At 62.8% G+C, this 12998-nt stretch carries 13 protein-coding genes and 1 pseudogene; 5 read left to right on the top strand and 9 right to left on the bottom strand.

What is annotated here, in order from left to right:
• On the bottom strand, window positions 1-524 hold a 524-nt coding region (locus tag RMO23_RS17335), incomplete at its 3' end, for a fumarate hydratase (protein ID WP_309684006.1).
• Between the two features lie 149 nt (window positions 525-673).
• A complete protein-coding gene (locus tag RMO23_RS17340) occupies window positions 674-1669 on the bottom strand; it encodes an integrase (protein WP_309684007.1) in 996 nt (331 codons plus the stop codon).
• Window positions 1670-1707: 38 nt separating this feature from the next.
• Between RMO23_RS17340 and RMO23_RS17345 the strand changes: the two are divergent.
• Window positions 1708-2192, top strand: a pseudogene (locus RMO23_RS17345) (DUF1932 domain-containing protein); the annotation flags it as partial.
• 14 nt (window positions 2193-2206) lie between these two features.
• Here RMO23_RS17345 and RMO23_RS17350 read toward each other — a convergent pair.
• The 6 genes from RMO23_RS17350 to RMO23_RS17375 form a co-directional block, all read right to left on the bottom strand.
• Entirely contained in the window at window positions 2207-3067 is an 861-nt protein-coding gene (locus RMO23_RS17350; RefSeq protein ID WP_309684009.1) for an amidohydrolase family protein, read from the bottom strand.
• Window positions 3068-3077: 10 nt separating this feature from the next.
• Window positions 3078-3917, bottom strand: a complete 840-nt coding sequence (locus RMO23_RS17355) for a shikimate dehydrogenase (protein ID WP_309684011.1) — start codon at window positions 3915-3917, stop codon at window positions 3078-3080.
• Between the two features lie 13 nt (window positions 3918-3930).
• Window positions 3931-5079, bottom strand: a complete 1149-nt coding sequence (locus RMO23_RS17360) for an ABC transporter substrate-binding protein (RefSeq protein ID WP_309684013.1) — start codon at window positions 5077-5079, stop codon at window positions 3931-3933.
• A 64-nt stretch (window positions 5080-5143) separates the two neighbouring features.
• The gene (locus RMO23_RS17365) at window positions 5144-6139 is read right to left on the bottom strand and encodes a Bug family tripartite tricarboxylate transporter substrate binding protein (protein ID WP_405041629.1); all 996 of its coding nucleotides are present in this window, start codon (window positions 6137-6139) and stop codon (window positions 5144-5146) included.
• Window positions 6136-7497, bottom strand: coding sequence for a gallate dioxygenase (locus RMO23_RS17370; protein ID WP_309684015.1), 1362 nt, complete (start codon window positions 7495-7497; stop codon window positions 6136-6138). Before RMO23_RS17370 ends, RMO23_RS17365 begins: the two co-directional genes overlap by 4 nt.
• Window positions 7498-7743: 246 nt before the next feature.
• Window positions 7744-8646 (bottom strand): LysR substrate-binding domain-containing protein, encoded by a 903-nt coding sequence (locus RMO23_RS17375; protein WP_309684017.1) that lies wholly within the window; start codon window positions 8644-8646, stop codon window positions 7744-7746.
• Between the two features lie 181 nt (window positions 8647-8827).
• Here RMO23_RS17375 and RMO23_RS17380 point away from each other — a divergent pair, with 181 nt between their 5' ends.
• The 4 genes from RMO23_RS17380 to RMO23_RS17395 are packed head-to-tail and all read left to right on the top strand — an operon-like array spanning window position 8828 to window position 12243.
• Window positions 8828-9487: a substrate-binding domain-containing protein gene (locus RMO23_RS17380; protein ID WP_309684018.1), complete on the top strand. Its 660-nt coding sequence runs from the start codon at window positions 8828-8830 to the stop codon at window positions 9485-9487.
• A 56-nt stretch (window positions 9488-9543) separates the two neighbouring features.
• Window positions 9544-10572, top strand: a complete 1029-nt coding sequence (locus RMO23_RS17385) for an amidohydrolase family protein (protein WP_309684023.1) — start codon at window positions 9544-9546, stop codon at window positions 10570-10572.
• Window positions 10573-10580: 8 nt separating this feature from the next.
• Entirely contained in the window at window positions 10581-11270 is a 690-nt protein-coding gene (ligK, locus tag RMO23_RS17390) for a 4-carboxy-4-hydroxy-2-oxoadipate aldolase/oxaloacetate decarboxylase (RefSeq protein ID WP_309684025.1), read from the top strand.
• A gap of 55 nt (window positions 11271-11325) precedes the next feature.
• Window positions 11326-12243, top strand: a complete 918-nt coding sequence (locus RMO23_RS17395; protein WP_309684019.1) for an amidohydrolase family protein — start codon at window positions 11326-11328, stop codon at window positions 12241-12243.
• Between the two features lie 164 nt (window positions 12244-12407).
• On the opposite strand, the gene RMO23_RS17400 is transcribed toward RMO23_RS17395, so the two are convergent.
• Window positions 12408-12998, bottom strand: a 591-nt coding sequence (locus tag RMO23_RS17400; RefSeq protein WP_309684020.1) for a sigma-70 family RNA polymerase sigma factor, incomplete at its 5' end; no start/stop codon positions are given.

Below are 12998 nucleotides of genomic sequence, written 5' to 3' on the forward strand. Positions count from 1 at the left end.
CAGTCGACCACCGAGTCGCCCGGGTTGAGCATGACCAGCTTGCTCTTGTTTTCGCTGCCGCCGCCCTTGGCCGCCACGGTCACTTCCACCGTGTTGCCGGTCACCAGTTCGGTGAAGATCACGGCGGGCGTGTTGTCCTTGGTGTTCTTGCGGTCGAACTGCGGGTCGGCCACGATGCTGGCGCGCAGGGTGTTGTCGGGGTGGTTGTAACCGCGGCGCACGCCTTCGTTGATGGCGTCGTCGACGCTGCCGCTGAAACCTTCCCAGCGCACGTCCATGCCGATTTTCAGAAACACGTTGACGATGCCGGTGTCCTGGCAGATCGGCCGCTGGCCGGTGGCGCTCATCTTGCTGTTGGTCAATATCTGGGCAATCGCGTCCTTGGCGGCCGGGCTTTGCTCGGCCTCGTAGGCGCGCGCCAGGTGGGCGATGTAGTCGGCGGGGTGGTAGTAGCTGATGTACTGCAGCGCGGCGGCGACGGATTCGATCAGGTCGGCTTGCTTGATGGTCGTGGTCGTGGTCATGGTGGGTGTGTAGTGGGGGTGGGGCCGGTGAACCCCTGATTATCGACGCATGCGGGAATGCCGGCTGCGGATGTAGGACGGCGCCGTGAGCACTCCAGTATTTACCAATTCAGGTATGAGCCTGGGCGAAGCCGGAATTGAGGGTTGAATCAGGCGGCGGATTTGGATCGTCGGTTGAACAAGTCAAACAGTTTAAGGCGGGCCACATTCATGGCGTTGGCTGCTTCCAGATCGCTCTGGGCCTGGGCCTTCGATTGAAGCTGTTTGATGGTGATTCCCTTGCGCAGGAACCGGTCCACGCCGTCCAGGCTTGCCAGCTTGTCCAGCGGGGTTTGCACCATGTCATGCGGATAGGACTTCCTGATCTTGCCCTTGTCGTCCACGACCTCCTTGGCGAACAGGCAAGGCCGATGCAGGTTGACATAGGGGTTCAGGTACCCGCGGCAAAAGAGGTTGATCTGGGCGGCAAAGCGCTGCGGGATATGGCTGTAGCCAAAGGCCTTTCTGACCACCGCGCCGTTCTTGCTCTCGGCCAGCGCATTGTCATTGGACTGGCGGGAGCGGGATTTGGTCTGCTCCACCCGCATCTTCTCCAGCAGCGTGGCCACCGTCTTGTTGATGTACTCCGATCCGTTGTCTGAATGAAACCCCAGAATCCTGAACGGAAACTGCTCGATCAGGTCTTCGAGCACGGGCAGCAAGTAGGCCTCGCTGATGCGCTCACAGGTGGCCACCACCTCCCACTGGGTGACGATGTCCACCGCATGGACGTGATAGACCCCCTTGGTGCCATCCAGATCACCCTGGTGCACCGAGTCGATGCGGATGAAGCCAGGACGCCCCTGCGGGCGTGGGGCACGCCGTACGCCTATTGGGTTGAGCACGGGGCGGGTCTTGGTGAAGCTCACGCGCTGAGCCTGGTAAATCTTGCTGTGGCGCAGGTTGTACAGGTGCGATACCGACAGGCTGGCCAGGCGCTCAAAGCGCGCATCCCCATGCACATGCAACGCCCGCTTGAGCAAATGCGCGGTGGCCGGGCCCGAGAGCGTGCCGTGGGCGCGGTCTACCTCTGCCAGCAGCAGGGCATCAGCCGGGGTATAGCGCTTTGCAAAGGCGTGGGCGGGAGCGCGATATCGTTTACCCAAGGGCTGACCGTCCAGGACCCGTGCCAGCAGCCGGTTGTGCGGCCGAACTGGCCAGCATGCTCACGGCCTGGGGAATGGACGCGAAGGCGGTCAGCGAGAAGCTGGGTGTGGCCAGTGCCATCAAGATGTGTCGCAGCGTGATGATCAAGGGCCTGGAGGCCTTGGTCATTGAGAGCTACACCACGGCCAGAGCCTACGGCGTGGAAGACCACCTGCTGCCCACGCTGGCAGAAACTTTCCCCAGCATAGACTGGCAAAAAACCGGCGCCTACTTTTTCAGCCGGGTGGTGCAGCACGGCCAGCGCCGCGCCGAGGAAATGCGTGAATCAGCCAACGCCGTGCGCGAAGCCGGTTTTGAGCCCACCATGACGGCCGCCATTGCCGGCAAGCAGCAATGGATGGCCGACCAGGCCAGTGCCGGTGTGTTCAACGGCCTTGCCATGGACGCCCGCGCTGGCAGGACTACGCCGACAAACTGCTGGCGGCCGGAGTGCCGCAACACATTATCCCGAAGTCTTCGTAGAGTAGGGGACGTACTCAGTCCTGGCCGAAGCCAAACAGCCGCAACGGCGTGCTCCAGAGTATCTTGTGCCTGTCTTGCGCGTCGGGCACCGTTTGCGCAAACAGTTGCAGCAGCGGCCCATAGTCGAGGCGCCGCGGCGCCTTGAGAAAAGGCCAGTCCGAGGCCCAGACGCAGTGGTCTGCACCGAAGGCTTGAAGCAGGGCGTCGGTGAAGGAACGGGTGTCCGCAAACGGGAATTCCTGAGCAGAAAACTTGGCAAAGCCCGACAGCTTGACCGTGGCACGCCGGCTGTCTGCAAGACGAAGCAAGGCTGCAAAGCCCTCGCCGGTGATACCACGCACCACATCGGGCCGGCCGCAATGATCGACCAGTAGTTGTGCGCCCGAGTCGAGCAGCAGCGGCGCCAGTAGCTGGAGCTGGCTTGCTTCCACCTGAACCTGCACGAACATGTCCAGCGCAGCCAGCCGTGCCAGCAAGGGCGCGGCAGTGCGGTAGTAGTCCAGCCCGTGCAAGGCAAAGTTGAAGGCGACGCCCACAATGCCTTGCGCCTTGAGTTCCTGCAGGTAGAGAGCCGACGCGTCGTTCGGCACGACGGCGATGCCCTGGAAGCGGCCCTGGCTGCCGGCAATGGCGCTGAGCAGGCAGCGATTGTCTGTGCCATAGCCGGAGTTGGGGCCGACCAGCAAGGCGTGCCGCACGCCGTAAGCGGCTAGTACGGTCGAAAAATAATCGGCTGAGCCGGTTTCCTGGCCGACCGGGCTATAAGCCACATCCGCCGCGTACGCAAAGCCCTCAGGGTTTAGTACATGGCAGTGGCAGTCGACCTTGGGCACGGTGTATATCGACGCATCGACCGGCAGCTGCGACAGGTTCACAACGTCGCCTTCACAATGTCGCCTCTACGGCCCGTCGCAGCTCAGGCGTGATCTCGGGCATCACACCAAACCAGGCGTGAAAAGCCGGGCGCGCCTGATTGAGCAACATGCCCAGACCGTTGACGGTCGGGTTGCCGCGCAGCCGTGCAGCGGCCAGCAGGGGCGTTTCAAGCGGCACGTAAATCACGTCCGACACCAGCGCGTGGCGGGGCAGGGCGTCCAGCGTGAGCTCCAGCGCCGGGTTGCCATGCATGCCCTGGCTGGTGGTGTTGACGAGCAGCGCCACATCGGCCAGCGCTGCATGGCGCTGACTCCAGGGCAAGGCCTTGACGGGTGCGCCAAATTCGGCCGCCAGCGCCTGGGCCTTCTCGGGCGTGCGGTTCAACAGGCGAATTTCTTTGGCGCCGCGGTCAGCTAGGCTCAGCACCACGGCGCGCGCAGCGCCGCCTGCGCCCAGCACGGTGATGGGGCCGCTGTCGGCGCGCCAGTCCGGCTGGGCGTCCAGCAGGCTCTGGATGTAGCCAAAGCCGTCGTTGTTGAATCCCTTGAGTGATCCGTCCGGCTGAACCACGAGGGTGTTCAGCGCGCCCATGCGTTTGGCGTTGGCGTCCACCTCGTGAACGAGTTTGAGGGTATCTACCTTGTGCGGGAGGGTGATGTTGCAGCCGCGAAAGCCCAAGGCCGCCAGGCCGGGCAGCGCCAAGTCAAGCTGGCCCGGCGCCACCGGCAATTGCACGTAAGCCCCCGGCAGGCCATACATTTCCAGCCAGTAGTTGTGAAGTTTGGGGGAGCGTGAATGCGCGACGGGCCAGCCCATGATGCCGGCCAGGCCGAAGGTGGGTGAACTCATTTTCCTGGATTCCTTATTTACGGCCGGCGGGTGGCAAGATGCTGCTGACCACCTGCTTGCCGTTTTCTACTTTTGTCATGTAGCTCTCACGGTCAAGGTCGCCGTTGGCGTCAAAGCTGACGTCCAGCAAGATGCCTGGATGGTCTTTGACGGACAGTGAAATGCCTTTCATGGCTGCGGCGAACGCCTTGGAGTCGAACTTGCCCAGCTTCTCCGTCACCGCCTTCACGATGTACATGCCACTGTAGCCTTTGAGCCCGTTATGGTCGGACTTGACCTTGTATTCCGCCTGAAAGACCTCGCTGAATTTTCGAATGAGCGGCTGCGGCGCATCGGCAGTCAAGCCGACATGCGCTACGGCACCGTTGGCGGCGTCGCCTGCCAGTTCGATCACCTTCTGGCTGGTCAGCACGGTTTCGCCAATGATGGGCTTGTCGTAGCCCTGCTTGCGCAACTCGCGCAGTGCGCGGGCTGACTCCTCTTCATTGCTGTAGATGAAGACCGCATCGCTGCCCGACTGTTTGGCCTTGAGCACGGGCGCGCTGAAGTCGATCTGTCCGGGCTCGGTCGAAATGCTGTTGGTGACTTTGACGCCACGCGCTTCGAGCTCTTTTTTGATCAGGTCCAGGCCCCCCTTGCCGAAGTCGTTGTTCACGTAAATGACGTCAGCCGACTTGGCCTTGACGGTGTTCTGAATGTAGCTGGCGATTTTGGGCATGGCCGTGGATTGCGTGAATGAGGTGCGGAAAATGTAGGGGTTGCCCTGCTGGGTAATGGCCGCCGCCTCGCCCCCGGTGAAATTGGGAATTTCGGCGCGCCGGGTCTCGGCCATGCTGACCATGATGGAGCCCGAAAACACCGGCCCCATCACCACATAGGCGGACTGGTCCACGGCCTTTTGCGCCAGGGCCTTGGCCACCCCCGGGTTGGACTGCGTATCCATAGACAGGTAGTTGATCTTGCGGCCCAGAATGCCGCCGGCGGCATTGATTTCCTTGACGGCGAGCTTGACGCCGTTGTCGAAATTGCTGCCCGATGTGGCGCCGGTGCCGCTGAGCTCAACCAGGCCAAAAATGGGCACGGTTTGCTGGGCCCATGTGACGCTGGCGGCAGCCAGGGCCAGCCCGCCCAGCAGCGATTTCAGGGTGAAAGAGGTTGGCATGATGTCTCCTGTTTGGTTGAAAAATTGCGCTACATCTGCTCTGACTGCTTGAAAACGGGTCCATTTAATCTGCTTTGACCCGGCCCGACTGAATCACCGGTTTCCAGCGCGCAATTTCGCGCACGATGAGCTGGCCAAAGGCTTCGGGCGTACTGGGCGCGGCTATGGCACCTTCGTTGGCCAGCCGGTTTTTGAGCTCGCTGGACGCCAGCGACTGGTTGATCTGCGCATTGAGCTTGTTCACGATGTCGCGCGGGACGCCGGCAGGCGCCACGACGCCGTACCACTGGTCGGCTTCGAAATCCTGGTAGCCGGCTTCCGCCACCGTGGGCAGGTCGGGAAGGGCGGTGAGGCGCTTGGGCGAGGACACGGCGAGCGCCCGCAACTGGCCGTTTTTGATCTGGCCCAGCACCGCGGGCGCACCGGTAAACAGCACCTGAATCTGCCCGCCCATCAGGTCGGTGACGGCCGGTCCTGTGCCCCGGTAAGGAATGTGCAGCAGCGAGGCACCGGTCTGCAGCTTGAAGTACTCGGTGGCCAGATTCGCCGCGCTGCCGTTGCCGCCCGAGCCGTAGTTGAGCTGGCCGGGCTTGGCCCTGGCCAGTGCCACCAGTTCCCTGACCGAGCTGGCCTTGACCGACGGATGCACCACCAGCACATTGGGCACACGCGCCACCCAGGCCACGGGTACAAAGCTTTTCACCGGGTCATAGGGCAAAGCCGGGTAAAGAGACGGGTTCACCGCCAGGGTACCGATGTGGCCCATCAGCAAGGTGTAGCCGTCGGGCGTTGCCTTGGCCACCTTGTCGGCGCCGATGCTGCCGCCCGCTCCGGGCACGTTGTCGACGATGACCGGCTGGCCCCAGGCTTTTGTCAGCTCCTGACCCATGGCGCGCGCGAGTATGTCCGTGCTGCCGCCCGGTGTGAACGGAACGACGATTCGAATCGGCCGACTCGGGTAAGTCGTCGCTGCACTTGCCGCTACACCGGTTTGGGCATGGGCAAGCGTTGACGTCAGCGCGGTAGCGGCAAGCAGTAGTTGGGCAGCCAGTGGTATCAAGACGGTTGCTCCGGGGCGGTGGGGTGGACCGGCGTCCGGGCAAGGGATCGGGACGAAGGCGGTGCAGGCGCTTTGGCCGCATCGTCGCCCTGGAGTGTCCCGACCGAGTACAGCGCGCCGGGCGCATTGCGTGTTTGCTGGAATTCGGCCAGGCTCTGACCGCGCATGGCGGCGTAGATGTGCAGGTTGCTGATCCCCAGGACCGCGCCCCACTTTTCCAGCACGAAAAAGATCACACCGTAGTGGATCAGGCCGCGCCAGTCGCGCGCGCGCAGCAGGCGGCTTTCCTCATCGGTCAGGCCTGTAGCGGCATAGGAAGTTTCTTCATCCTGCAAAAAGGCCTGCCGGTGGGCAGGCTGCGTCATGGCATGCAAAAAGCGGTTGATGCGAAGCGCCTTGACGCTGCGTGCCAGCGTGTAGGGGTAGGTGCCGGCCAGCCGTTCGGCGCCCTGCAGCTGCAATTGCGATTGGTGCAGATGGCGCTGTACTTCACCCGCCACGGGTGGGTGGCTGCGGTTTTCGTAGATGGCGGTGGCGATGCCCGTCATGGACGGCAGGTAGTAGCTTTGGTGGACCTTGCGTACCGATGCGGACAAGGCCCCGCGCATCACCAGCCACATGATGACTTCGGCCCCTTCCGCGCCACCCAGCTCGACCAGTTCGGCCTGGGTCAGGTCGGCCAGGCGCTCAGGGTCGTGCTCGATGAGATCGAGAAACGTCTGGTCCCAGGCCGGGTTGTTGAAGCCCGCGCGCTCGCCGTGCACCTGGTGCGACAGGCCGCCCGTCGCCACGATGGCGATGCGCAGCGGCTCGGGGTAACTTTCGATCGCGCGGCGCAGCGCCTTGCCCAACTCGAAGCAGCGCCGCGCGGTCGGCATGGGAAACTGCAGCACGCCTACCTGCAGGGGAATGATCGGAAGCGGCCAGCCACCTCCTGGACCCGGTTGATGGGGCAGTAGCAGCGACAGCGGTGAAAAGCAGCCGTGGTCCAGCGCCCGGCCCTGGAAGAAGGACAGGTCGAAGGCATCGGCCATGACCGACTGGCCAATGTGCGCGGCGAGCTGTGGATGGCCGGCAATGGGCGGCAGGCCACGGGTGCCACCCCCTTCGTCGGCCACCGGATATTGCTCCCCCACGCCCAGCGAAAACGCCGAGTAGTGGTCCAAAAAGAAGGAGCTGATGTGGTCGTTGTAGATCACCACCAAGGCGTCGGGTTTTTGCTCGGCAAGCCAGCGGCGGGGCGGCTCGAAAGCCTCGAAAATGGGTGCCCACACCGGATCAGCCTGCTTGCCGCTGTCCAGTGCAAAGCCGATAGTGGGCGTGTGTGAGGCGGCGACTGCGCCAAGTAGGGTGGCCATGGCCCGTATTGTGAGAAGTCCGCCTTCCGCTGATAAGCGCCACGGGGCACTAGCAGTTATAGCGATTTGAAATAATCAAACTTCGGCTATCCCATAAATCAAGGATGTGCCATGCTGAAAGAGTTACCCATTCCGCTATTGTTTTGATAGCTGTCTACGCCCGTAACCATTGGGCTATGGCATCAAAATCATGATGGATTGCCCATGCTGATGCCATCGGCATGGCGGCAGGCACGTTCCAGCCGCTCAGAGGTATCTGGCAGTGACCTCGCGCAGCAGTTGCAGCGTGGTTTGTTGCGTCAGGGTGGACGGGCGGCGTGCACTGGTGGCCAGCGACAGCGCTATGCGCAATGCGGCATCGCCAATCTGGCGCAGCGTGAAAACCGACGGGCGCAGCGAACTGGCCACCGCGTTGCGGCTCAAAATGGCATGGCCAGCGCCGTCGGCAACCAGGTCCAGAATGGCTGAGACACCATCAATTTCAAGTGCAATGGTCGGCCTTAGGGCGGCTGCGGCGAGTTCAGACTCCACCCGCATCCGGATGGCATTGGGCCGGCTCGGGATCACCAGCGGCAAGGTCGCCAATGACTGGAGGGTGATGGGTTGAGACGGCGGGTCCTCATGCGGCCCCGGTGGGCGGGCCTGCACCAGTAACAGCTCCTCCTCCATCAGCGGGCTGATCTCGACGTCGCCCGTGGGCTGGGCGTTGTACAGCACGGCAATGTCAAGCCGGCCGTTGACCAGATCTTCCTGCAGGGCCACTGACAAACCTTCGCTGATGGAGATGGTGGCGTGGGGCATTTGCGCACGAAACGCACGTGTCAGCGGCACCGTCAGCGCCCGCGCCAGGCTGGGGGGCAAGCCTATGGCCACGCGCCCGTCGAGCGCGTCGCGCACCCGCCCCAGTTCCTCTCTCGCACGCGCCACCTGGTGCAGAGTGCCGCGCGCATGCGCCAGCAGTAGCTGGCCGGCTTCGGTGGGCACTGCGCCGCGGCCGTTGCGTATCAACAGGTTCTGGCGCAGCTCCACTTCCAGCAGTCGCACCTGCCGGCTCAGCGCGGGCTGGGCAATGTCAAGCGCAAGGGCCGCGCGGGTAAAGCTGCTGAGCTCGGCCACCCTGACAAAGTATTCGAGCTGTTTGAGGTCCATGGGTTGTTTGGATAGCGAGACAAACATTATGCTGGTTTGTTATAGCTGCTAGCGGGCGTAGCGGCTTTCCCTGGTGCGGCGCTGGCGACAAAATCAGCCTCATGGTTGTTGGTTTTCAAGCTGTCGTTGCCCCCGCGCGAGGCGTACTCGTATGAGTGTCGCTCTGCGTGGAATCTCTTCCATGGCCACCCGCCTGGTGCTGGCCGAGTTGACGGCTGCCTGGGAGCAAAGCTCGGGCTGCGCCGTCAACCTCGAATCGGTGGGCGGCGTGGATGCAGTGCGTCGCGCCCAGGCCGGTGAGCCTTTCGATATCGTTGTCCTTGCATCCGATGCCATCGACAAGCTCACCGCCGGCGGATTCCTGGTGGCCGGCAGCAAGGTCGACCTGGCCGACTCGGGCGTGGCCGTCTGCGTGTGCACCGGCGCACCGTGGCCTGACATCAGTTCCGAAGATGCGTTGCGGCGCGCCGTGCTGGCCGCGCGAAGCATAGGCTATTCCACCGGGCCCAGCGGTGCTGCGCTGATCGAGTTGTTCGAGCGCTGGGGCATGGCCGCCGATGTCCGGCAAAAGGCCGTGCAGGCGCCCGCGGGTGTGCCGGTTGGCGGGCTGGTGGCGCGAGGCGAGGCCGAGCTGGGTTTCCAGCAATTGAGCGAGTTGATGCATCTCGATGGAATCGCCGTGGTCGGCCCGCTGCCCGAGGCCGTCCAGATCATCACCACCTTCTCGGCGGGCCTGGGGTCTGCCTCCACGCAGGGCGAGGTCGGGCGCCGGCTGCTGGCCTTCATGGCTTCGCCGGAGACGGCAGACGCGAAACGCCGCCATGGCATGGCCCCCGCCTGAATCCCGCTGATCCACACCACATTGAACCCCAAGTGAACCCCAAGGAAAAAATGAGCCTGATCATCGACTGCCACGGCCACTACACCACGGCCCCCAAGGCGCTGGAGAACTGGCGTAACCGTCAAATCGCCGGCATCAAGGACCCATCCATGATGCCCAGGGCGAGCGAGCTGAAAATCAGCGACGACGAATTGCGCGAGAGCATCGAGCAAAACCAGCTGCGCCTCATGAATGAGCGCGGCTCCGACCTCACCATCTTCAGCCCGCGTGCCAGCTTCATGGCCCACCACATTGGCGACTTCAATGTGTCGGCCACCTGGGCGGCGATTTGCAACGAGCTGTGCTTTCGCGTGAGCCAGCTGTTTCCCGACCATTTCGTTCCCGCCGCCATGCTGCCGCAGTCGCCCGGCGTGGACCCTGCAACCTGCATTCCCGAGCTGGAAAAATGCGTCAAGGAATTCGGCAATGTCGGCATCAACCTGAATCCCGATCCGTCTGGCGGCCACTGGACCGCACCGCCTTTGAGTGACAGGCAGTGGTACCCCCTCTACGAAAGAATGGTGGAGTACGACATCCCCGCCATGATCCATGTGTCAACCAGCTGCAACGCCTGCTTTCACACCACCGGCGCGCATTACCTGAACGCCGACACCACGGCCTTCATGCAGTGCCTCACGTCGGACCTGTTCAAGGACTTCCCCACGCTGAAGTTCCTGATTCCCCATGGCGGCGGTGCCGTGCCTTACCACTGGGGGCGCTTCCGCGGCCTGGCCCAGGAGCTCAAAAAGCCCTTGCTCACCGAGCATCTTCTCAACAACATCTACTTTGACACCTGCGTCTACCACCAGCCGGGCATTGACCTGCTCAACACCGTGATTCCGGTCAAGAACGTGTTGTTTGCCAGCGAGATGATAGGCGCCGTGCGTGGCATAGACCCCGAAACCGGCCACTATTACGACGATACCAAGCGCTACATTGAAGCGTCAAAAATTCTGAGCCCCGAAGACCGCCACCAGATTTACGAAGGCAACGCGCGCCGCGTGTTCACGCGTCTGGACGCGGCGCTCAAACTGAAAGGCAAATGATCATGATCATGAGCATGAACCCATTAGGCCTTGTCAAGCGCAACATCGTTCGCGCCGACAAGGCGGCCGTCGAAAAGCTTTCGCGTTTTGGCGTGGCCACCGTTCACGAGGCCATGGGCCGCACCGGATTGATGAAGCCCTATATGCGTCCTGTTTATCCAGGCGCGCGCCTTTGCGGAACGGCCGTGACGATTTTGCTGCAGCCCGGCGACAACTGGATGATGCATGTGGCGGCCGAGCAGTTGCAGCCCGGCGATGTGGCCGTGGCCGCCTGCACCAGCGACAGCTTCGATGGTTTTTTTGGCGACCTGCTGGCCACCTCGTTCCAGGCGCGCGGTGCCAGGGGGCTGATCATTGATGCCGGGGTACGCGACGTTGACGAGCTGCAGAAGATGGGCTTTGCGGTGTTCAGCCGCGCCATTCACGCCAAGGGCACCATCAAGGCCACGCTCGGCTCGGTCAATATTCCCGTGGTGTGCGCCGGTGCCCTGGTCAATCCGGGTGACGTGGTGATCGCCGACACCGATGGCGTGGTGGTGGTGCCTGCCGCCATGGCCAGCCAAGTGGCGGACGCGGCCGGGAAGCGCGAAAGCCTTGAAGGCGAAAAACGCGAAAAGTTCACCGCTGGCGTGTTGGGTCTGGACCTGTACCACATGCGCGAGCCGCTGGAAAAAGCCGGCCTCAGGTACATCGATTGAATGCCATGACATTGCAAAACGGTCCGCGTGAACTGGCCTGTTTCGATCGGCTCTGATGGACTACAAAAAAACACCGGGCTGGCTGGACTGGCACGCCGACCCCTGCAAACCGCGTTTCCAGTTGCCGCCGGGCAGCGTGGACGCGCATTGCCATGTGTTCGGTCCGGGCGATGAATTTCCTTTTTCGCAAGAACGTAAGTACACCCCGTGCGACGCGGGCAAGAACCAGCTGTTTGCGCTGCGCGACCAGCTGGGCTTCGACAAAAACGTGATTGTGCAGGCCACCTGCCATGGCACCGACAACGGTGCGCTGCTGGATGCGCTCGGGCATTCGGAGGGCCGAGCGCGCGGCGTCGTCACGGTCAAACGCGGCATCAGCGACGGGGAGCTGCAAAGCATGCATGCGGCCGGCGTGCGCGGCGTGCGCTTCAACTTCGTCAGGCGTCTGGTGAACGTCACGCCCAGGGACGAGTTGATGGAAATCGCCGCCCGCATTGCGCCGCTGGGCTGGCACGTGGTGATTTATTTCGAGGCGCAGGACCTGCCCGGGCTGTGGGATATTTTTACCGCCGTACATGACGATGTAGCGACCACGGTGGTGGTCGACCACATGGGCCGGCCGGACGTGAGCCAGCCGGTGGAGGGGCCGGAGTTCGGCCTGTTCCTCAAGCTGATGCGCGAGCATCCCAACATCTGCTCCAAGGTCAGTTGCCCGGAGCGGCTCAGCGTGGTCGGCCCGCCCGCGCTCAACGGTGAGCAGCACGCCTACGGCGACGTCGTGCCGTTCGCGCGCCGCATCGTCGAGACCTTCCCCGACCGCGTGCTCTGGGGCACCGACTGGCCGCACCCCAACCTGAAAAACCACATGCCCGACGACGGCCTGCTGGTGGACTTCATTCCCCACATTGCCCGCACGCCGGAACTGCAGCGCAAGCTGCTGGTGGACAACCCGACCCGGCTGTACTGGTCCTGAGAGCGCAAGCGGGCGCGCCCGTTGCTACTGTTTTAATAGCCGCTTGAGCACATTCCGAAAGGGCTGGAGGCCGAAAAGGCTTGTATTTTTCATGAAAAAAGCCGCAGCCCGTTGAAACGGAATGCGGCTTTGTTTTGATCGCGCCTTGCAGCGCCCGATGCGTTTTACAGCGTATCGATAAAGCTGCGCAGCTTGTCGCTGCGGCTCGGGTGCTTGAGCTTGCGCAGCGCCTTGGCTTCTATCTGGCGAATCCGCTCGCGGGTCACGTCGAACTGCTTGCCGACTTCTTCCAGCGTGTGGTCGGTCGACATTTCGATGCCGAAACGCATGCGCAGCACCTTGGCTTCGCGCGGCGTCAGGCTGTCCAGGATGTCTTTCACCACATCGCGCAGGCCGGCCTGCATCGCGGCGTCCACCGGTGCCACGTTGTTGGTGTCTTCGATGAAGTCACCCAGGTGGCTGTCGTCGTCGTCGCCAATGGGCGTTTCCATGCTGATCGGCTCTTTGGCGATCTTCATGATCTTGCGGATCTTGTCTTCCGGTATCTCCATCTTCTCGGCCAGCGTGGGCGCGTCGGGCTCGTAGCCAAATTCCTGCAAATGCTGCCGGCTGAGACGGTTCATCTTGTTGATGGTCTCGATCATGTGCACCGGTATGCGGATGGTGCGCGCCTGGTCGGCAATGCTGCGCGTGATGGCCTGGCGTATCCACCAGGTGGCGTAGGTTGAAAACTTGTAGCCGCGGCGGTATTCAAA

It is taken from the genome of Polaromonas sp. (genome assembly GCF_031411155.1).
GTDB lineage: Bacteria > Pseudomonadota > Gammaproteobacteria > Burkholderiales > Burkholderiaceae_C > Polaromonas.